The 20,760-nt window shown below is 34.6% G+C and carries 16 protein-coding genes and 1 pseudogene; 9 read left to right on the top strand and 8 right to left on the bottom strand.

Annotated elements, in window-relative coordinates; translation table 11 throughout:
* Window positions 1–46 precede the first annotated feature (46 nt).
* From tsf to frr, 3 genes are all read left to right on the top strand, one after another.
* Window positions 47–709, top strand: a complete 663-nt coding sequence (tsf, locus tag IPK14_10965) for a translation elongation factor Ts (protein ID MBK7993910.1) — start codon at window positions 47–49, stop codon at window positions 707–709.
* A 71-nt stretch (window positions 710–780) separates the two neighbouring features.
* Window positions 781–1,530 carry a UMP kinase gene (locus IPK14_10970; GenBank protein ID MBK7993911.1) on the top strand — a complete coding sequence of 250 codons (750 nt, stop codon included), beginning with the start codon at window positions 781–783 and terminating at the stop codon, window positions 1,528–1,530.
* Between the two features lie 90 nt (window positions 1,531–1,620).
* Window positions 1,621–2,178, top strand: a complete 558-nt coding sequence (frr, locus tag IPK14_10975; GenBank protein MBK7993912.1) for a ribosome recycling factor — start codon at window positions 1,621–1,623, stop codon at window positions 2,176–2,178.
* 66 nt (window positions 2,179–2,244) lie between these two features.
* Here the strand turns inward: frr and IPK14_10980 are convergent.
* Window positions 2,245–3,406: pseudogene (locus IPK14_10980) on the bottom strand (class I SAM-dependent rRNA methyltransferase).
* 88 nt (window positions 3,407–3,494) lie between these two features.
* Between IPK14_10980 and IPK14_10985 the strand changes: the two are divergent.
* On the top strand, window positions 3,495–5,945 hold the full coding sequence (locus IPK14_10985) for a UvrD-helicase domain-containing protein (protein ID MBK7993913.1): 2,451 nt from the start codon (window positions 3,495–3,497) through the stop codon (window positions 5,943–5,945).
* Window positions 5,946–5,970: 25 nt separating this feature from the next.
* Here IPK14_10985 and IPK14_10990 read toward each other — a convergent pair whose 3' ends face one another.
* The 7 genes from IPK14_10990 to IPK14_11020 form a co-directional block, all read right to left on the bottom strand.
* Window positions 5,971–7,227, bottom strand: a complete 1,257-nt coding sequence (locus IPK14_10990) for a serine/threonine protein kinase (GenBank protein ID MBK7993914.1) — start codon at window positions 7,225–7,227, stop codon at window positions 5,971–5,973.
* A 308-nt stretch (window positions 7,228–7,535) separates the two neighbouring features.
* Window positions 7,536–8,174 (bottom strand): response regulator transcription factor, encoded by a 639-nt coding sequence (locus IPK14_10995; GenBank protein ID MBK7993915.1) that lies wholly within the window; start codon window positions 8,172–8,174, stop codon window positions 7,536–7,538.
* 16 nt (window positions 8,175–8,190) lie between these two features.
* Window positions 8,191–9,795: a PAS domain S-box protein gene (locus tag IPK14_11000; protein ID MBK7993916.1), complete on the bottom strand. Its 1,605-nt coding sequence runs from the start codon at window positions 9,793–9,795 to the stop codon at window positions 8,191–8,193.
* A 102-nt stretch (window positions 9,796–9,897) separates the two neighbouring features.
* Entirely contained in the window at window positions 9,898–10,239 is a 342-nt protein-coding gene (locus IPK14_11005) for a hypothetical protein (protein MBK7993917.1), read from the bottom strand.
* On the bottom strand, window positions 10,160–10,399 hold the full coding sequence (locus IPK14_11010; protein MBK7993918.1) for a TlpA family protein disulfide reductase: 240 nt from the start codon (window positions 10,397–10,399) through the stop codon (window positions 10,160–10,162). Before IPK14_11010 ends, IPK14_11005 begins: the two co-directional genes overlap by 80 nt.
* Window positions 10,400–10,417: 18 nt before the next feature.
* Window positions 10,418–11,920, bottom strand: a complete 1,503-nt coding sequence (locus IPK14_11015) for a leucyl aminopeptidase (protein MBK7993919.1) — start codon at window positions 11,918–11,920, stop codon at window positions 10,418–10,420.
* Between the two features lie 54 nt (window positions 11,921–11,974).
* Entirely contained in the window at window positions 11,975–12,973 is a 999-nt protein-coding gene (locus IPK14_11020) for an isocitrate dehydrogenase (NAD(+)) (protein MBK7993920.1), read from the bottom strand.
* Window positions 12,974–13,320: 347 nt separating this feature from the next.
* Between IPK14_11020 and IPK14_11025 the strand changes: the two genes are divergently transcribed.
* From IPK14_11025 to IPK14_11045, 5 genes are all read left to right on the top strand, one after another.
* Window positions 13,321–14,268 carry a hypothetical protein gene (locus IPK14_11025; GenBank protein ID MBK7993921.1) on the top strand — a complete coding sequence of 316 codons (948 nt, stop codon included), beginning with the start codon at window positions 13,321–13,323 and terminating at the stop codon, window positions 14,266–14,268.
* Between the two features lie 94 nt (window positions 14,269–14,362).
* Window positions 14,363–16,132: a gamma-glutamyltransferase gene (ggt, locus tag IPK14_11030; protein ID MBK7993922.1), complete on the top strand. Its 1,770-nt coding sequence runs from the start codon at window positions 14,363–14,365 to the stop codon at window positions 16,130–16,132.
* A gap of 69 nt (window positions 16,133–16,201) precedes the next feature.
* The gene (locus IPK14_11035; protein ID MBK7993923.1) at window positions 16,202–16,492 is read left to right on the top strand and encodes a helix-turn-helix domain-containing protein; all 291 of its coding nucleotides are present in this window, start codon (window positions 16,202–16,204) and stop codon (window positions 16,490–16,492) included.
* Window positions 16,493–16,498: 6 nt separating this feature from the next.
* On the top strand, window positions 16,499–18,316 hold the full coding sequence (locus IPK14_11040; protein MBK7993924.1) for a TIGR04442 family protein: 1,818 nt from the start codon (window positions 16,499–16,501) through the stop codon (window positions 18,314–18,316).
* Window positions 18,317–18,535: 219 nt separating this feature from the next.
* Window positions 18,536–20,701, top strand: coding sequence for an SUMF1/EgtB/PvdO family nonheme iron enzyme (locus tag IPK14_11045; protein MBK7993925.1), 2,166 nt, complete (start codon window positions 18,536–18,538; stop codon window positions 20,699–20,701).
* Window positions 20,702–20,760: the final 59 nt, after the last annotated feature.

Below are 20,760 nucleotides of genomic sequence, written 5' to 3' on the forward strand. Positions count from 1 at the left end.
GTAAGTAAATAATTAAATAGATAAAGTAAAATTTTGGAGGAATCAAATGGCTGAGATTACTGCTTCAGCAGTAAAGTCACTGCGTGAAAAGACTGGTGCTGGTATGATGGAATGTAAAGCAGCACTAAATGAAGCCCAGGGTGATGAAGAAAAAGCAATGGAAATTTTGCGTAAACGTGGTCTTGCTTCTGCTAAGAAAAAAGAAGGCCGTGTTGCTGCTGAAGGTGTTGTTGGTTCTTACATTCATATGGGTGGTAAAGTAGGGGTATTGGTAGAAGTAAACTGTGAAACAGACTTTGTTGCTCGTGGTGAGGTTTTCCAACAATTTGTTAAAGATGTTGCTATGCACATTTGTGCTGCTGAACCTCGTTATGTTAGCAAAGAAGATGTTCCAGCAGAAGTTTTAGAAAAAGAACGTGTTTTTGTTCGTGAACAAGCTCTTACAGATGAAAAAAATAAAAATAAACCTGAAGCCGTTATTGAAAAAATTGTTGAAGGTCGTATGTCAAAATTCTATGCTGAGGTTTGTTTGCTAGAACAACAATTTATTAAAGATAATGAAGTAACTGTTAGTGGTTTACTTCAACAAATGGTTTCTAAAATTGGTGAAAACATTCGTATTCGCCGCTTTGTTCGTTTTAAGATGGGCGAAGGGCTTGAAAAGAAGAAAGATGATTTTGCTAGTGAGGTTGCAGCCGCACTACAATAGTTTATAAAATGCCCCTTTTTGAGGGGCTTTTTTATTTCCATCAATTATTTTATTTTCTTAAGGTTAAAATTATGTCGGCAACAAAAGCCGCTTATAAATGTATTTTATTAAAACTTAGTGGTGAGGCCCTAATGGGCGAGCGTGGATATGGTATTGATCCACAGGTAGTTTTTAGTATTGCAGAAGAAGTTAGAGAAATTCATGCTTTAGGTGTAGAAACTGCCTTAGTAGTGGGTGGGGGAAATATTTTTCGTGGTGTAGCTGCTTCTGTAGCAGGAATGGATCGTTCTTCAGCTGACTATATGGGCATGTTAGCAACTGTAATAAATGCTTTAGCTCTTCAAGATGCTTTTGAAAAAATGGGTGTTCCTACTCGAGTTTTATCAGCAATGGAAATGAGAGAGGTGGCAGAACCTTTTATTCGTCGTAGAGCTATAAGGCATTTAGAAAAGGGACGCATTGTTATTTTTGCTGGTGGCACAGGTAATCCATATTTTACTACTGATAGTGCTGCTTCTTTACGTGCTTTGGAAATTAAAGCTGATGTTATACTAAAAGCAACTAAAGTAAATGGTGTTTATACAGGGGATCCTGTAAAAAATCCAGATGCTAGACTTCTTAGACAAGTTTCTTTTCAACAAGTTTTAGAACAAAACCTGCAAGTTATGGACACGTCCGCTATTGCACTTTGCAAAGATAATAATTTGCCTATAATTGTTTTTAATTTGCTTGTTCAAGGAAATATACTAAAAGTTGTACATGGTGAAAAAGTTGGCACTTTAATAGCCGCTAACTTAACAGAACAGTTTTCCGATAGTTAATCTTGAATAAAACCTAGTAAAAACTTAATATTTTACTCTCTTAAAATTTTTTAATGAGCAGAAAATTTTTTTCAACGAAAGGAATATCCTATGCTCAAAGATGTTATTAAAGATGCTAAAACTCGTATGAATACGGTTATTGATGATGTGCGTCGCAGGTTAGCAAGTGTAAGAACAGGTCGCGCTTCTGTAAATTTATTAGATAATATTTCTGTGGAATATTATGGTACTCCAACACCTTTAACACAAGTAGCAAATATTAGCGCGCCAGAACCACAACTACTAACTGTTCAACCTTGGGATCCCTCAATATTAAACCTAATAGAAAAAACTCTTAGGTCTTCTGATTTGGGAATTAATCCTGGTAATGATGGTAGAGTGATAAGAATTCCAATCCCACCTCTTACTCAAGAACGTCGTAAACAGTTAGCTAAAGTGGTACGTGATATTGCTGAAGAACATCGCACAGCCATTCGTAATGTTCGACGAGATTCTAATGAGCAACTAAAGAAATTGCAAAAAGATAAGAAAATTACTGAAGATGATGAAAAGAATGGGCTAGAAGAAATTCAAAAGCTAACAGATTCTAATATAGAAAAAATTAATGAAGTAGCAAAAAATAAAGAAAATGAAATAATGACAGTATAAGAAAAATTTAATTACTAAAGATAAAAGCTAGGACACTTTCCTAGCTTTTATTTTTGGTAAAATAATCTAAAGTACTCTCAAGATCATACATTTTAAGTAATATGTTTCCGAAACAGATAGTAAAATAGGGTGATCGCGAGATTGGACACGTTTTTCTAGTAACTGTAGTTGTCGGCCTGCATCAATAGCAGCAGATTGAATTATTCCTAGAAAAACTTCTTCACTAACATTATAAGAACAAGTACAGCTAATTAAGATTCCACCAGGTTTTAAGAGTTTTATTGCTCGCAAGTTTATTTCTTTATAACCTCTTATTGCAGCCGTAACAGCCCCACGGTTTTTAGCAAAAGCTGGAGGATCTAGGACAATAATATCAAATAACTCTTTTGCTCATCTAAACTTTTAAGTAGATCAAAGACATTTGCTAGTTCAAAAGAAATATTAGTAACATTATTTAAGGCAGCATTCTTTTTGCTTGAGTAATTGCATTTTCTGAAACGTCTACAGCTAGAACTGTATTAGCTGTTTGAGCCATATTTAAGGCAAAACCTCCATTAAAAGTAAAACAATCTAGTGCTTTTCCTTGTGCATATTTTTGTGCTGTTAGATGATTCTCTCTTTGATCAAGAAAAAGACCTGTTTTTTGACCTTCTAATAGATCAGCATAAAAGGCTAAAGAATTTTGTTTAACTGTTAACTCTTTAGGCAATGAACCCATTAGAAGACCTATTTGTTCACTTAATCCTTCTAACTTGCGTACTTTAACATCATTTCGCTCAACTATTGCTTCTGGTTGAAAAAGCTCTACTAATAATTTTACCCATGTATTTTTTAGTAAATCTGTACCTTGACTTAAAGTTTGTATTACAAAATGATTTTGATAGCGATCAATTACAAGTGAAGGAATTAGGTCTGCTTCTCCATGTAATAAGCGATAGGCTTCAGCATTATTTACTACTTTATTTCGTAAATTAAAAGCTGTTTGCAAACGTTTTTTCCAAAAATTATCATCAATATTTTCTTTACTGCTAGTTAGCATTCTTAAGGCTATTTGAGAAAGAGAGCTATAAAAAGCTTGGCCTAAAAACTCTTTTTTTGCAGATAAGACTTTTACTATTGAACCGGGTGAAGGGTCTTTCCCTTGTAATGTGATGTCACTACGATAGATCCAAAGGTGGCCTTGTTCTATTCGCTGTTGCCCCTTGCGCGTCACTGCTACTTCTGCCATACTTCTATCTCCTAAATTTCGCCTGAAAGTTATTTTTAGCTAGATTTTTACTACAATTTAACCCACAAATCAGAGATTATAAAAAGTTATGAGTTTACTGGATATATTAAATGCCGAGCAGCACAAAGCTGTTACTACTACCGAAGGCCCGCTTTTAGTTTTAGCTGGAGCAGGCTCTGGAAAAACACGGGTAATTGCTCATCGTATTGCATATTTAATTCAAGAAAAACAAATTCGGCCAGAGAAAATTTTAGCTGTTACTTTTACTAACAAAGCTTCTCAAGAAATGGGTAGCAGAGTAGAAAATTTATTATTAAATTCAGGTAGTAAAGCACTAAGCTCACCTTTAATTGCTACTTTTCATTCATTTTGTGTAAGAGTCTTAAGGCAACATATTGATAAACTTCCTATTAGTAAATATGGTACAGCTTATGATCGTAATTTTACTATTTATGATAGCGACGATCAGGCTAGAATGGTTAAAAGTTGTATTAAAGATTTAGAAATAGATGAAAAAATGACCCCTGTTAGAATGGTTCAAGCTAGTATTAGTAGCTCAAAAAATCGTGGACTTGGTTGGGAAAGTTTTGCTTCTAATGCACAGCGTCAATATGGTGAAGACTTAAAAAAGGAAACTATTGGTAGAATTTATAAATTATATGAGCAAAAACTAATTAGTAGTAATGCTTTAGATTTTGATGATTTACTCTTAAAAACTGTACAGCTTTTACAACATTCAACTGAGATTAGAGACCATTATAATCATAGATTTAGCTATATTTTAATAGATGAATACCAAGATACTAACCCACCACAATTTGCACTAATTAAATTGCTTACAGAAAAAACTCAGAACCTTTGTGTTGTAGGTGATCCAGATCAATCAATTTATCGGTTTCGTGCAGCAGATATTCAAAATATTTTAGACTTTGAAAAACACTTTCCTAAAGCTGAAGTAATTAAGCTAACAGAAAATTACCGCTCAACAAAATTAATTCTTGATGCTGCAAATAATTTGATTCGTAATAATGAGCAAAGGCGAGAAAAAGACCTACGTACTAGTAATGAAGTAGGAACAAATATCCGATATTATCAAGCTTATGATGGAGAAAACGAAGCAGAGTTTGTTATTAACCGTATTCAAAGGCATTTACGAGAAGAACCAAATATTCGCTGTGTTGTTTTATACCGGACTAATGCTCAATCGCGGTTGTTTGAAGAAGCTTGCCGACGAGTTGGAGTACGCTATAACATTGTAGGTGGATTTTCCTTTTATGAAAGAGCCGAAATAAAGGATATAGTAGCCTACCTAAAATTATTACTTAATCCTAGTGATAATGTTGCATTAAGTCGTATTATTAATGTGCCAGCACGAGGTATAGGAAAAACAACTTGGGATTTAATAGAAACAACTGCTGCCCAGGAAAGAATTTCTTATTGGGATGCAATTTCAATGTTGACAACAACTAACAAAGCGGCTGGGCGTAGTTTAGCAGTACTTTTAACTTTTCGTGATTTGGTAGAAAAACTACAAGCATTAACAGATAATTGTTCGCTTTCTTCCATAGTTAAGCTAGTGATAGATAAAACAGGTTATGCACAGATGTTAAAAGCAGAAAATACTCCTGAAGCAGAAGGGAGATTGCTTAACTTAGATGAATTAGTTAATGCTGCGGTAGAATCAGAAAATCGAGACGAGACTTTAAGAAATTTTATTGATAGTGCTACATTAGTTTCAGATTCAGATAGTTATGATGGAGAAATACCTGTTACTTTAATGACAATTCATAGTGCTAAAGGGCTAGAATTTCCGGTAGTGTTTTTAGTTGGGTTAGAACAAGGTTTATTTCCTCATTCACGTTCTTTTAGCGATTCTGCCGAGCTAGAAGAAGAACGAAGGCTTTGCTATGTTGGTATTACTAGGGCAGAAAAACAGCTTTATATTACACATTCTTTAACTAGGCGGGTTTATGGTGAAGAATCTTCCTGCGAACCATCACAATTTTTATCAGAACTCCCACTAGAATCATTAGAAGATCTTTCACGTGCAAATAGCTGGTTAAAAAGCGTTAGAGCCGGCTTAATTCCTAAGCGTAGTTCTACAGCTAGTTTTGCTACCAAACGATTTGGAAATACTAATTTTGCTACTAAAAAACAAAACACTTACACTGGTAGAACTTATAATAGTGTAGATAGTGTAAAAGAGTTTTTTAATAAACAGGAAAAAGATACTGGATCTACTCCAAATAAAAATACTAGTCGTATAACTATACCTGAAAAAACTACCAAAACCGAACCGTCTATGATGACAGGAATTGACGTTTATGCAACACAAAAGCTAGCTCCTGTTTCTATGAGTAAACCTATTACAGGTGTAACAACATTTAAGCCAGGCATGAGAGTTAAGCATCCTAAATATGGAGAAGGTTTAGTTCTGCGCCGTGAGGGTGAAGGAGAACATGCAAAACTATTAATTAGTTTTCCTGGCTTTGGGCAAAAGAAAATACAAGAAAAGTTTGCTAATCTAGTAAAAGCCTAAGTTCTGGGCTAAAACTTAGTAATTTTTAATTACTTAAAATTATCCTAAACCAGCTAAAAACCCGTTTTAGAAAGCCTTTCTTTGGTTTTGCTTTATCTTGGAGTGCTGGCAAAATATTGTTTTTGCTTTCATTAAACAACTTACCACTTTTTTGAAAAAGATCTTTGTTATCAGTAGTTTTTACAACGGGAGTTTTATTTGGAGTTGTTTTAATTTTAATTGCTGGTATTGCTAATTCTGTTGCGATTTCTGCCTCTTTAGATTCTTTAGAGGAGAAATCTTTTACTTCCTTTTTAATTATTGGAGTATCTAATTTAGTAGCAAATGATTCTGGGGTTGGAATTGAGAGTTCTAATTCTTCAAGTAGTTCTAAAACGGTTTGTTGACGACTACTAGGAGTTTTGGCTATAGCTTTTAATATTACTTTTTCTAAAGCTATAGGGATATTTGGATTAATTTCTCTTGGTGCTTTAGGTTTAGCTTGAATGTGCTGTAGTAGCGTCATAGCAGTGGTTTTACTATTAAAAGGGACAGTACCTGTAAGCATTTGATATAGAATTATTCCTAGGCTATAAATATCTGCTCTATGGTCAAGTTCTTTCAACCCTTGGGCTTGTTCTGGAGAAAGATATTGAGGTGTTCCTACAGCAATGTTATCACGAGTAATATTAGGATCATCTCCAGTTTGTTTAATTTTAGCTATAGAAAAATCTATAACTTTTACTGTTTCTGAAAAAGTTCCAGCATTTATTATTAAAATGTTATCTGGTTTTAAGTCTCGATGAACAATAGACTTTCTATGTGCTACATCAAGAGCTAAACAAATTTGACGCATTAGTTTTATTACTCTTGCTGCATTTAGAATAGTTTCTTTTTCTAATACTTTTTGTAAACTTATTCCTATGATTAACTCCATAACTATATAAAGAATATTATCTGAAGTAATACCAAAATCCATTATTTGAATTGCATTTGGGTGGTTAACTGCTCTAGCTGAGCGAGCTTCACGACGAAAACGCTCTACAGCCGTAGGATCTGTTAAAAGCTTTTTATGCAGAATTTTAATTGCAACAGGGAAACCTATATGTAAGTGTTTAGCTTGGTAAACATTTCCCATTCCACCTTCTCCTATAAAACTTTCAATTTTATATTTACTATCAAAAACTTTGCCTATAAATGTATCTTCTTTAATTAAAGATGTACCATCACGAGGACAATAAAGAGCAGTTTCTACAAAAGATTCACCACATTTTGAACAGCTTTTTGAAGAACTTTGTAACATAGTTTATTTTCCTTTTTTGTAAACCTTAACCTAATATTTGAAGGTAAAAGCAGTCTACATTACCGCAGTAATATAGACTATGCAGAATACTAATAAGTTTTAACAGAAGGACTTAGTTTTGTATTTAGATAATCTAACTACTGAGATATGTTATAAGGATAAGTTAAACTAAATGAAGCAGATGCAACAATCAGAGAAAAACTACATTTAATGTAAGAAGTCATATATAAAGCTTGTCAGAAAAATTCTTACAGTAGTGTAGGAATAAACCTTGTTAATTACTTAATGCGTACTCAATTAATAGGTACTTAAATCACTAATTTATTCTCTAAGGCATAGCGAATAAGTTCTGCATTATTGTGCATTCCCATTTTTTCTAAAATACGTGTTCGGTAAGTGCTAACAGTTTTAACACTTACATGCAGAGCTTGAGAAATATCTGTTAGTGTTTTTCCTGAAGCTAATAAACAAAGAACCTGTAATTCTCGGTCAGATAGACTTTCATGAAGAGCTTTTTCTGAATCTTTTACAAGCTCAAATACTAATTTTTCTGCCAAACTAGGAGAGATATATTTTCCCCCTTGAGCTACTTTATTAATAGCAATAACTAGTTGTTCAGAGGCACTTTCTTTAGTTAAATAGCCGGAAGCCCCACTCTTAAAGGCGCGAGTAGCATATTGTTCTTCTGCATGCATGCTAAGAATTAAAACAGGAAGTTTTGGAGCAATAATTTTAATTTGTTCTAGCATATCTAACCCACTACGATCAGGTAGGGAAATATCCATTATTACCATATCAAAATTACTGCTACGGATTTTTTGTAAAGCTTCCTGACCTGTGCTAGCTTCTCCTGCAACTATAAGGCTTTGACTATCGGCTAATATTTGCTTTAGCCCTTGTCTTACAATTGAGTGATCATCAACTACTAAAATTTTAATCTGTTTCATACATAAATATATTTATTTAATTTGTTAAAATAGGAATTTCAACGCTAAGAGTTGTTCCTTGCCTAAAATTACCAACAATAGAAACTTTGCCTTGCCAGGCTAAAACCCTTTCTCTAATACCAATTAACCCTAGTGATTTTGGATTTGAAACTTCTGTTTCTGTAATGCCTTGACCATTATCTTTGATTTCTAAAAAAATTGCATTGGTAGTTTTTCTTAAGATAACATCTAGTTTTGTTGCATTAGCATGACGAGCAACATTGGTTAAAGCTTCCTGAAGAACACGAAAAATTGTTGTAGCAAGATGGATTTCTACATTAAAATCCTTCGGTTCTATTACTAGATTGCATTCCATTTCTGTCCTGGACTGAAATTCTTTTATAGCCCATTCAATTGCTGGTACTAAACCAAGATCATCTAAGATTGTTGGACGTAACTTAGTAGAAAGTCTACGTACAGTTTGGATTGTAGAATCAATTAACTGAAACATACTTTGAAACTTATTTTTAATAACCTCTTGTTCTATAACTAATTTTTTATTTATCCAAGCTAAGTCCATTTTTAATGCTGTTAGAGCTTGGCCTAGTTCATCATGAATTTCCCTAGCAATTTTAGTTCTTTCTTCTTCTTGTAATGATTGAAGCCTTAAGGATAATGCCCGTAATTGTTGTTGGGATTCTCGCAACTTTTGTTCAGCTAATTTATGCTCGCTAATGTCTGCAATAATAGCCATAGAGCCGCTTAAATAGCCATTTTTATCAAATAAAGGTGCTACAGAAATGCTTACATCTATTATTGAACCATCTCGTTTTTGACGGCGTGTTTCCATAGAATTATCTAACCGTAGTTGTTTAGTTCTGGCACTAGCAAAAGCTTTATCCCAAAGTAAAAGCTCTTTGTCTCTATCAGAAAGCTCTTCAGCTAAAATTAACTCTTCTTCATCAACTGAGGAAAAAGGCAAGGGTTTACCAATAACTTCATGTTCTTTCCAACCAAAAACACGCTGTGCCGCAGGATTCCAGATTTTTACTGTATCATCTGGATTAAGCATAATAATTGCTAATGGTGAGGCTAAAATTAAAGCTTGTAAGGTTTGATAAGTTTCTTTTAGTTCTGCTTCAGCCTTTTTTCTTCCAGCAGATTCTTGTTGTAATTCTTGACTAATTATTTCTTCAGCTTGAGTTCTAGCTTGAGAGATCTGGAATAAAAATTCCATTTCTTCAACAGACTTACGATTGCTTATATTTTCACAAGTAGTAACAATAGCAACAGGTTGATTATGATCATCTAAGAGTACAGTAGAATTAAGTTGAACAGGAAAAACACTACCATCTTTTTTTATATTAACGGTTTCTCTTTGCCAGCTAGTTAATTTTCTAAGCTCATCAACCGTAATAGGTTTCCATAGCTCTTTAGGGGAAAAACACTTAATTTCCTGTCCAACTAATTCTTCTACTGTATAACCATGCATTAGAGCATCTGCTGAATTAGTGTAAATAATTTTTCCTCCTACATTTGTAATAGTTATACCTAGAGAAATATTTTCTAACGCTTTTGCTAGTAAAGCGTTTTGTTGTTGTTCAGCAGAGAACAAAAAATTAAAAACTTTATCTTTTAACATTTTGATCTGTAATTAGAGAAGATAATTAAATTTGCTTAAAAAACAAAACCCTCTATTCTGAGGGTTTTATTTTTAACATTATAAATAGATAATTAAAATTAACTAATTTTCTGCTACTAGTTTATCAACTAGAGCATTTAATTCTGTTGCTGGCATAAAACCTACATGCTCTTTACGAATTGCGCCTTTTTTATCAATAACATAGAGAGTAGGCAGAGCTTCAGGATAACCAAAAGGTTGTTGTTTTAGATCTGAGCCAAAAACAATAGGATAATTTATTTTTTGACCAAGGGAGTCTTTTCTTAAAAATTCGCTTAAAGTGCTTTGGTCATCGTCATAAGAAATACCAATGATTACTAGTTTGTCAGGGTATTTTTTTTTGTAGTTCGCTAAAGGCAGGAATTTCTTTTTTACAAGGGCCGCACCAAGTCGCCCATTGATCAACTAATATTACTTTGCCACGATTAGCCGCTAGACTTTGTGTTTTACCTCCTAGATCAGAAAAACTGAAATTTGGAGCTTTACGAGATTGCAAATAAGCTGGCATGCTAAACATACCTATTAAACCAATAACTAAAGATGTTAAAAAAATGCGTCTTTTCATAGGTTATTACCTTCTAATCTAATTTTTTTGTGAGCGTGATAAAATAAATTCTACTAAAGTACGTACCCCATAACCTGTAGGCCCTTTAGCCATTTCAGGTTGGTCTTCTTCCTGCCAGGCTGTACCTGCAATATCAAGATGGGCCCAAGGTGTGTCACCCACAAATGCACGTAAAAAGGCTGCTGCCGTAATTGCACCAGCATAACGCCCACCCAAGTTTTTAATATCAGCAATATCACTTTTAATCATATCTTGGTATTCTTTGGTAAGAGGCAATTGCCAAAGTTTTTCTCCTGCCTGTTCACTTGCTTGGCGTAACTCATTCATTAGTTTGTCATCTGATCCCATCATTCCAGCACGACAGTTACCTAAAGCGATGATACATGCCCCAGTTAGGGTTGCCAAATCAATTATACAACTTGGCTTTTGTTGATTTGCGTAGTGTAATGCGTCTGCTAAAACTATTCTTCCTTCTGCATCTGTATCTATAACTTCTATGGTTTTTCCTGAATAAGCTGTTATTACATCTCCTGGCTTATAGGCTTTACCTGATGGTAAATTTTCTGATGCTGCTACTACTCCCAGTACATCAACATTTGGTTTTAATTTGGCAATAGCGGCCATAGTCCCAACAACAGCAGCACCACCAGACATATCGGTTTTCATCTCCCACATGCCTTCCCTAGGCTTAATACATATGCCACCGGAATCAAATGTAATACCTTTTCCTACTAAAGCAATTGGGCTATTGTCAGTTGATTTACTTGCTCGGTAGCGTAAGACAATTAGTTGGGCAGGTTCGTCTGAACCTTGAGAAACAGCTAGTAAAGCCCCCATACCTAGTTTTTTTAATTCTTCTTCATCAATTGCATTAAATTCAAGCCCTAGACTATTTGCCATTTCACCAGCACGACGAGCAAACTCTTTTGGTGTAAGCTTATTAGCTGGCTCTAAAATTAGATCTCTAGCAAAATTAGCTGCTTCTGCAACAATTGTTCCTCGTAAAACTGCTTCATCAAATAAAGGTTTGTCTATTGTGTGCTCAAATGCTAAAGCTAGACTACTAATTTGAAAATCTTCTTCCTCTTTTTTCTGATATTTATTCTGCTCATAAGGAGCAAGTAAAACGGCTTCTGTAATATGACGAGCTAGCAGGTTACTAGCTAAATTACTAGGGTTTCTTACTAGCATAACGGCAGACGCAAGTTTTTTGCTTACCATAAAACGTATAACAGTTGCTGCTAATTGACCTAGAAGTTGAGAAGTTACTTTTGTGCTTTCTCCTGCCCCAACTAATATTAAGCGAGAAATATTAGCTTGTTTACCAATGTAAAGATAACTGATCTCTGTTTTTTTAGTTTTTAACTCACCTGATTCTAGCAGTAAGGCTAAAACTCCATTACTAAGTTGGTTTAATTCAGCTAACAATGGGTGTGATAGATTGTCTTCTTGGAAAATGGGTACTATTAAAACCTCTGATTTAATTTCTGCTAGAGAATTAATTTCTAACTCTATTTTCATTTTTTAATTTGGATCCTTTCTTAGTTATCTTTTAAGCTAAGCTAATTAAGCTAATTAATCTAATTTATTAATAATTGCATAAGTAAATTCTGTTGTGTTAGCGGTGCCGCCTAAATCAGGAGTCCGTACATTTCCTTCTGTTAAAACCTGATTAATTGCTTTCTCAATTCGCTCAGCCGCATCCATTTCATCTATATACTTTAACATCAAGATAGCTGATTGTAGCAGTGCAGTAGGGTTAGCAATATTTTTACCTGCTATGTCAGGTGCTGAACCATGTACAGCTTCAAATATTGCTACTTGTTCGCCAATATTGGCACCTGGAACTACTCCTAATCCCCCAACTAAACCTGCTGCTAAATCAGAAACAATATCCCCATAAAGGTTTTCTAATAGTAAAACATCGTAGTTTTCTGGGTGTGTCACTAACTGCATACAAGCATTATCAACAATTTTGTCATCGCTTTGAATTTCAGGATATTCTTTAGCAATATCACGAACGCATTTTAAGAACAAACCGTCTGATAGTTTCATAATATTGGCTTTATGTATAGCAGTTACTCGGCGGCGGTTATATTTACGAGCATATTCATAAGCAAAACGTGCAATACGTCGGCTAGCTTTTTCTGTAATAATTTTTAAGCTTTCCACCACACCTGGCACAACTTCATGTTCTAGGCCAGAGTATAAATCTTCTGTATTTTCTCGAACAATAACTAAATCTACATTATCAAAACGAGTTTTTATACTAGGTAAATTTTTGACAGGACGCAGGTTAGCATAAAGGTCTAATTTTTTACGTAGGCCAACATTTACGCTAGCAAACCCACTAGCAATAGGTGTTCCAACAGGGCCTTTTAAGGCAATACGATTACGTTTAATTGATTCAAGTAAAGCTTCTGGCAAAGGATCACCATATTCTGCAATTGCAGCAGCACCAATAATAAAGCTTTCCCACTCAACTTTTATACCTGCTGCTTCAATTACTCTTAAAGTGGCACTAGTAACTTCTGGGCCAATACCATCACCAGGAATTAAAGTAATTTTGTGCATAATTTGTCTTCCTATTGTTTTCTCAAAAAAAGATCTTTAATTTTAATGATAAATGACTTAAAGCTATAAAAAAGCAATGTTATTTTAATTACTAACGGAAAACAATTCTTTTCAGCTTAATTTATAAGTGTTTTGATTAGTTTGATTAAGGAAGATAAGTTTTTTCTTTAAGCCAAGGATTTAGCTACTTGCAGCAAAGAGGAAGTTTTTTATTGACTCAAAGCTTTAAGTTTGTTAGCTTTGCCGTTACAGGTTTCAAAAATTTTCCTTTTAATGATAAGTTATCATAAACAATACTACCATTTCATTTAATTAAAAAATAAGATATCTAAATGGAGGCTACTTTAATGCGTAAACTTAAAAACGCAACGCTTGTTTTAGCATTAGCCATTAGTTTTACTTCTATAACAACAAATTTAGTTTCTGCTCAAGAGGGTTCTAAGCCAACTCCTATTGCTACAGGAGACAAAGTTTATTGTGCAGGGTTTATTAGCGATACAAAAATTTCCTATGATACAAGGATTATTGGCAGCCCAAAAGAAGATGAGGCATCCTTTATGTACAGAGGTTCACGTGCCTTTATGAATAAAGGTCAAGGTGATGGTATTCAACTAGGGGATACTTATCAAGTTATTAGGCCTAGAGGCCCTTTTTATCATCCATTTAAGAATGTCAATAGTTTTTCTAAAAGAGGCCAACTACTTGGCTATTTCTCTGAAGAAGTTGGATTTGTTAAAGTTATAGGAGTTCATGAAAAAACCTCTTCAATACAAGTAACAGAATCTTGTGGGGAAATACGCTTAGGGGATGCACTAGTTAAGTATGAAAAACCACAATTGCCTGAACAACGCGCGTTTGCTCCATTAGATCCATTAGCACCATCAAGTGGAAAATCTACAGGCCAAATTGTTACTGCTAGAAATGCAAGGGAAATTTTGAGTGCCTCTGATGTAGTCATAATAGATTTAGGCCAAAAAGCAGGCATAAATGTTGGTGATTACCTTACTATCTTTCGTGAAAATAGTAGTGAGTCAATAAAGAGATTTCGAGATGATGAGATTGCTTTTAAGAATGGTGAAGGTGGTAGTGAACGTTATCGAGGAAATAATTATTCAATAACCCATCCTAGTGTTCAAAAAGAGAAAATACGTGCTGAATATCCTAATAGCACTTTACCACGTACTGTTGTAGGAGAGTTGGTAGTTACTCGTGTAGAAGGAAATACGGCAGTAGCTATTATTGTTCGCACTCAAGGTGGAGAAGTTTTTGTTGGTGATAATGTCGAACTTCAGTAATTTAGCCCCCATAAGAGATTTTAAGTTAAAAGACAAAGGTTTTTCCTTTGTCTTTTTCTTTTAACAGCCTGAAAAATCAGCTTTTGAGATTAATATGTTATTTAAGTACATCCGACCATTAGTTTTTTTACTTTCATTTAGCTTAACTTTTTATTCAATAAGTTTTTTAAAATTTACTTCGCCAAAAGCAGCTAAAATACTTCCAACTTTTGCCAAAGAAGGTTGCGTAGCTAGTGCAGATCGACTTGCTTCAATGGTTGGAGTTGAGATCTTAAAACAAGGTGGCAATGCTGTTGATGCTGCTGTTGCAGTAGCTTTGGCCTTAGCTGTCACCTATCCTGCGGCAGGAAATCTTGGAGGAGGAGGTTTTATGGTAATTCGTATGGCTGATGGAAAGACTTCAGCTATAGATTATCGGGAAACTGCTCCAAGCTTAGCTAGTCGGGATATGTACTTAGATAAAGACGGAAAAGTTATTCCTAAGTCTTCTACTGTAGGTTATTTAGCTGTAGGCGTTCCTGGAACAGTTGCAGGACTGGCTTTAGCACTAGAAAAATATGGAAGTATGAAATGGGCGGATTTAGTTGCACCTGCTCATAAATTAGCTAAAGACGGGTTTGCTGTTAGCTATGAGCTAGCAAACCTTTTAAGCACTAATCAAGATTTAGTAACACGTTTTCCTAGTGGTAGCACCGGCCCTAGAGATTTGCTTAGTCAATTTCCAGAAAGTAAAAAAATATTTTTAAAAAACGGAGAATATTACCAACCAGGTGAGATCTTAAAACAACCTGAGTTAGCCGCAACCTTAGCTCGCTTACAAGCCGAAGGCCCAACAGAATTTTATCAAGGCCATACAGCAGATTTAATTGTTGAAGATATGAAAAAGCATGGCGGGATTATTACTAAAGAAGACTTAAAAAATTATCGTCCTGTTATTCGTGAACCATTAAAAGGCAGTTATCGAGGCTATGAAATAATAACAATGCCTCCTCCTAGTTCAGGCGGAATAGCACTAATAGAAATGTTAAATATTTTAGAAACTTTTGATTTATCTGCTTTAGGATTTAACTCTTTGGAGAGAAACCATTTAATTATAGAAAGTATGCGACTAGCTTTTGCTGATAGAGCCGAGTTTTTAGGCGATCCTGATTTTGTAAAAGTTCCTAGTCGTGAGCTAACTTCAAAAAAATATGCTGAAGAACTAAGAAAATTTATTAAATCTAGTAAAGCTAATACAAGTAAAGAAATAAAAGCGGGCCAAGCTCTTAGATATGAATCAGACTCAACCACACATTTTTCTGTTGTTGATAAAATGGGTAATGCTGTTTCAAACACTTATACATTAAATGGTGGTTATGGTAGTGGTGCAACGGTGAGAGGTGCAGGTTTTTTATTAAATAATGAAATGGATGATTTTGCTTCTAAAATAGGTGTACCAAATGATTATGGTTTAATTCAAGGGAATGCAAATTCTATTGCTGCAAGTAAACGTCCGCTTTCTTCTATGACACCAACTATTTTAGTAAAAGATGGAAAACTATTTTTAGTTATTGGTAGTCCAGGTGGCCCGACAATTATTAATACAGTATTACAGGTAATAATAAATGTGATTGATCACAATATGAATATTCAACAAGCTATTGATGCACCTCGTTTTCATCATCAATGGCTACCAGATGCTGTTGTAGTAGAACCTTATGGTTTTTCTTCAGATTTAGTAAACTTATTAAAAGCTAAAGGACATAATTTTTCTGAAAAATCTGGTTATATTGGAAATGCTCAAGGTGTAATGATTGATAAAACAGGAATACGCCTAGGCGGAAGTGATTCTCGTGGGGCTGACACTGCTGCAATAGGACACTAATAAATAAATTTTTAAAGATTTTTTCCAGCCATGTTATGCTTTGTTTAACTTAAAAATTTAGGTTGGCTTATGAGTGAACAAAATCGAGAAAATAAAGAAAAACGAGGCGATTTTTTAACTGCTAGGCAACTAGCAGAAGTTCTACAAATTAGTGAATCAACTATACATAAATTAAGACGAAAGGGCCGAATTCCTGCTGTTATGGTGACTGCTCGTTTAATTCGTTTTAATCTTCGTGATGTTCGCGCTGCCCTAGCAACACAAGCAATAGAACCAATAATAGAAACGGTTCCAACCAATAATAAAACTTCAGCAAAACAATTAGCTTTTGAAGATCTTTTTACGGAAACATTTGATTAACTCTTTATGATAAAAGATATTAGATTACTTGGCTTTGTTTCAGGAACTAATGAACGGTATGAATATTTTACAACCGTAATTGGCCAGGGACTTCATACACACTTTTTTAATGAACAAAATCAAAATGAAACTGGCCCACATGATAGATTTTTCTTAAGTGGAAACGAAATAGTTATTTATCCAGATAGAATTTACCATCGTGGTAATGGTGGAACATTTTGCGAATATATGTTTGGTATGGAACTGCCAATTAAGGACTTATTAAAACCAGAAGTTAATAACCGTCTTGTAATGTATGGCGCACGTTATGATGAAGCAGGAGAACGTATAGTTTTTACTAATAACACTACAGGACAAGAAAGCATTAATAAAACTTTTGAAGAAGGCCATGCTTTTGCTAATTATTACTTTTTTATTGCTGGTGACATTCAAGGCGATCTAAAAACAATTCAGGAAACTTTATTAAGGTTTACTGGTAAAACGCTTAAGCGGTTTGACTTAAGTTTAGATAAAGATGGAGGCTTTTTAGCACAAAAGCTTTACCAAGAAATAAATATTCCTCGCTGGACAGTTGTTATTGTTAAATTAGTAGATTGTTTTGCTCAGGATTATTATAAAAAGTTTGCAGAAAGTTATAAAAGTGGACAATCTAATTTGCCACAAGTAAAACAGCAATTTGAAGCTTTAGCTAATCGTTATCAACTTAGTCGGGGAAAAAGAGATAGATTAGAGTTAGATATAATTCAGAAACAAGTAGAAAACCGTAGCTTAATTGATGAGTACAAAGAAACACTTGCAATGCACCATAATAGCTCACAGGAACAAACATTGCTCTTTAAGTGTAGTCGTTTACGAACCCTGGCATCACGACGACAAATTCCATTAGAAATTTTTGACCAACTAGATCAAATTATAAAACAACCTGTTGAAGAAAATTCTTTACCAGATTTTATTCTTAGCCTACAAGATTGTACTAGTAAAATATTTTCCCAAGAATCAGACTATCAATTGACAGAATCAGATCTAGCTATTTTGTTAGAAGCTAGAACCAAAGCACTTCTTCATCATTATGGGAAATTTGATGATATTTTAATGGAATTAGGCTCAGGGCAAAGTGGTAGAAAAGCAGAACTATTTAGCATTATTGTTGCACATTTAGAACGCTTTCAATTAGCTTATGAAATTGTTAATAGTGTTGCTTTTATTGATGATTATGAACTTACAGAAGAAGAACTTTACTTGCTAGCTCGTAGCCAAGATGTTATTGACAATATAAAAGAAGGGTTTTTTGAACAATTAGTCTTTTGTAACCTTGAGCGTCAACAATATCTTAACCGGTATGGTCGAGAAAGACTACGTAAGCTAAAAGAATGTACTAAAGCAATCATTTTAGGTGAGCTATTAGCTGATGAAGTAATAATTATTATTCAAACAATTAACTCTCAAGCAAGATTAAGACGTATTTTAGACGCTCAGCTACACGAATGTGTCCGAGATATTTATAAAGAACCTCTTTCTAAAATAGAGCAAGAAAGCTTAAGAAATCAGCTAAGCACTAAACTTAACCAACAAGGCTTAATATCAGGTTTAATTCCAGAAGATCTTTTTGCTAGTTCATTATTTGCTTTAAGAGAAGAATACTTATATATTGATGAATTACTGCCGCAAATTGTCGCAAACCGAGATAGACAGCTTAGAGATGACTTTTTAGAAAATAGTGATCTAGATCGATTTCGCACCGAAGAATTAGAACAGCAATATTTTCGCAATTTTAAAGTAAGTAATGATACATTAGAGTGGTTTGCTAATGAAGTAAGAAACTAGCTTTTACCACTTGGTAAAGAGGGATGTATTTTGATTAATGCCTTGTTGTAGTTTAGGGCTTGGGTTATAATTGCTCTGATTTGTCAAATTTCCTAGCAGTTAGCTGTTCTACTTAATAACTTTACATAGAATCTATAAAGTTAAGTTTATCTCCAAAATCTGTTTTATCTTTAATGGTAGTTGAGATAATTAATATTAATCCACAATTGGGATTTGATCATGAAAAAGTGTTCTTCATGTGGTCGAGAGTTTCAGGAGCAAACAACTTTTTGTCCTTTTGATGGAAAAAAGTTAGACGCTCCAGAACCTGCGGATGTAGATAAATTTTTAGGCACAGTCTTAGACGGAAAATACTGTGTTGAATCTAAAATTGGTCAAGGTGGTATGGGCAATGTTTATAAAGCTAAACACGTCCATATGGATACTATGGTGGCTGTAAAAATCTTACATCCACATCTAGTCTCTGACCAAACTACAGTAGAAAGATTTCGACGTGAAGCAAGAGCAGCAATTACTGTAAATCACCCTAATGCTATACATGTGATGGACTTTGGAGTTACTGGAGATAAAACTGTTTACTTAGTAATGGAGTTTTTGGAAGGGATTAGCTTACGTAAATTACTAGAAATAGAAAGGTGTTTAACGCCAGAAAAAGCCTTAAATATTATGAAACAAGTATGTGCTGCTGTAGATACAGCACATAGCAAAGGCATTATTCATAGAGACTTAAAACCGGATAATATTGTAATAGTTGCTCATGGTACACCTAGCGAGCTAGTAAAAGTGCTAGATTTTTCTATTGCTAAACTTAAAGCAGCTAGCGAAGGGCCAGTAAATCTTACCCAACAAGGCATGGTAGTAGGTACTCCTCAATATATGTCTCCAGAACAAGCCGAAGGCCAGGAACTAGACACTCGTTCAGATTTATATAGCTTAGGTGTAATTATGTATGAAATGTTGACAGGAGATCTTCCTTTCAAAGCTACAACACCAATGGCTTTAATTCTTAAACATATTCATGCTTTACCTAGGCCACTAAGAGAGTTAAAAGAAAATATTTCTCCTGCTTTAGAGGCAGTTGTTTTAAGAACATTAGCTAAAAAACGAGAAGATCGGCCACAATCAGCAACCATATTAGCTGAACAATTAGAAGAAGCTATGTCTCAAGAAAATGTGTCTATTAGACCAGAGACATCTCCTGTAATTGTACGTCCAACAGGTGAAGCTATGATGGGAGGAGCTAAAGGAATAAAGCCTGCTCAACCAATTGGTGCTTATCCAGCAGGTGCTACTGCTCCTTTAAGCTTACCAAACGAAGTAAAAATGCAGTCTTCTAGCTCAATGGACTATAGCGGGGATTTATCCTTAGATCCTAGAGATGCTAGTCGTGCAGCCAATAAAGTTAGTTCTGGTGGTTTAGCAGGACGACCACAAACAAATCCTATAAATGGTTCTCGTCCAAATGCAGTAAAAAGCATTCCTCCCCAAGTTATTTCTACTCCTATTGCTGGTTCAGAAGAAAATACTACTTCTAAACCTAACAACACTAGCCGACTATTGGTAATAATGGCTGGAGCTTTTTTTGCCATTATACTTGGGTTAATAATTTATTTCTTTTTCTTTAATGAACCAGCTAAAGTTGGTAATACTACAGGAAATGACAATAAAGATTTCAAACCTTGGTTGGATAAAATGCAAATGGTTTCTGTTCCAACAGGTACATATATGATGGGACGTGAAGTAGAAAAAGGTGTTCCTATAGATTCTACACCAGCACATCTAGTAAAAGTACCAGCATTTTTAATCGGTAGATATGAAGTAACCAATAAACAATATCAAGAATATCTTAAAGCTACTAATCGCTCCGGGCCAGAAGGTTGGACAGGTTCAGAGTTTGTAGCAGGACAAGAAGAGTTTGCTGTAAGTGGTATTTCTTGGGATGAAGCAAATGCTTATTGTCAATGGCTTTCTACTCAATCGGGTCTTAAGTTTCGTTTGTTAACAGAAGCTGAATGGGAATATGCGGCTCGTGGTACAGATAACCGACTTTATCCTTGGGGAACAGATTGGGATTCAACAAAAACCGTTTCAGGTGAAAGCAATAACGCTAGCATAGTGGCTGTTACATCTGCTTTACTTACTAATGATCGTAGTCCTTACGGTATTATTGGAATGTGTGGGAACGTTTTTGAATGGACAGCTAGCCCAGTAACGCTTTATCCTAACTCCGCAGCTAAAATAGAGCCTTGCAATGAATGTAGGATAATTCGTGGGGGTAGTTATAAATCTAAAAAAGAAGTACTTCAAAATACTAACCGGTTTTGGCAGCCAAATGACTTTAGAGATAATAGGGTAGGCTTTCGTTTAGGTGCAGATTTACCTTAAACAAAAACTTTTAAAAAATAAAAAAGGGGCTTTAATGCCCCTTTTGCTTTTCTGAAAAA

Source organism: Blastocatellia bacterium (assembly GCA_016713405.1).
Lineage (GTDB): Bacteria > Acidobacteriota > Blastocatellia > Chloracidobacteriales > JADJPF01 > JADJPF01.

Excerpts from the sequence above, each read along its gene's own strand:
- IPK14_10990 (MBK7993914.1), bottom strand. The coding sequence starts at position 7,227 with ATGTTACAAAGTTCTTCAAAAAGCTGTTCAAAATGTGGTGAATCTTTT.
- IPK14_11015 (MBK7993919.1), bottom strand. The coding sequence starts at position 11,920 with ATGAAAATAGAGTTAGAAATTAATTCTCTAGCAGAAATTAAATCAGAG.
- IPK14_11045 (MBK7993925.1), top strand. The coding sequence starts at position 18,536 with ATGAAAAAGTGTTCTTCATGTGGTCGAGAGTTTCAGGAGCAAACAACT.
- IPK14_11010 (MBK7993918.1), bottom strand. The coding sequence starts at position 10,399 with ATGAAAAGACGCATTTTTTTAACATCTTTAGTTATTGGTTTAATAGGT.
- tsf (MBK7993910.1), top strand. The coding sequence starts at position 47 with ATGGCTGAGATTACTGCTTCAGCAGTAAAGTCACTGCGTGAAAAGACT.
- frr (MBK7993912.1), top strand. The coding sequence starts at position 1,621 with ATGCTCAAAGATGTTATTAAAGATGCTAAAACTCGTATGAATACGGTT.
- ggt (MBK7993922.1), top strand. The coding sequence starts at position 14,363 with ATGTTATTTAAGTACATCCGACCATTAGTTTTTTTACTTTCATTTAGC.
- IPK14_10985 (MBK7993913.1), top strand. The coding sequence starts at position 3,495 with ATGAGTTTACTGGATATATTAAATGCCGAGCAGCACAAAGCTGTTACT.
- IPK14_10995 (MBK7993915.1), bottom strand. The coding sequence starts at position 8,174 with ATGAAACAGATTAAAATTTTAGTAGTTGATGATCACTCAATTGTAAGA.
- IPK14_11040 (MBK7993924.1), top strand. The coding sequence starts at position 16,499 with ATGATAAAAGATATTAGATTACTTGGCTTTGTTTCAGGAACTAATGAA.
- IPK14_11000 (MBK7993916.1), bottom strand. The coding sequence starts at position 9,795 with ATGTTAAAAGATAAAGTTTTTAATTTTTTGTTCTCTGCTGAACAACAA.
- IPK14_10970 (MBK7993911.1), top strand. The coding sequence starts at position 781 with ATGTCGGCAACAAAAGCCGCTTATAAATGTATTTTATTAAAACTTAGT.
- IPK14_11025 (MBK7993921.1), top strand. The coding sequence starts at position 13,321 with ATGCGTAAACTTAAAAACGCAACGCTTGTTTTAGCATTAGCCATTAGT.
- IPK14_11020 (MBK7993920.1), bottom strand. The coding sequence starts at position 12,973 with ATGCACAAAATTACTTTAATTCCTGGTGATGGTATTGGCCCAGAAGTT.
- IPK14_11035 (MBK7993923.1), top strand. The coding sequence starts at position 16,202 with ATGAGTGAACAAAATCGAGAAAATAAAGAAAAACGAGGCGATTTTTTA.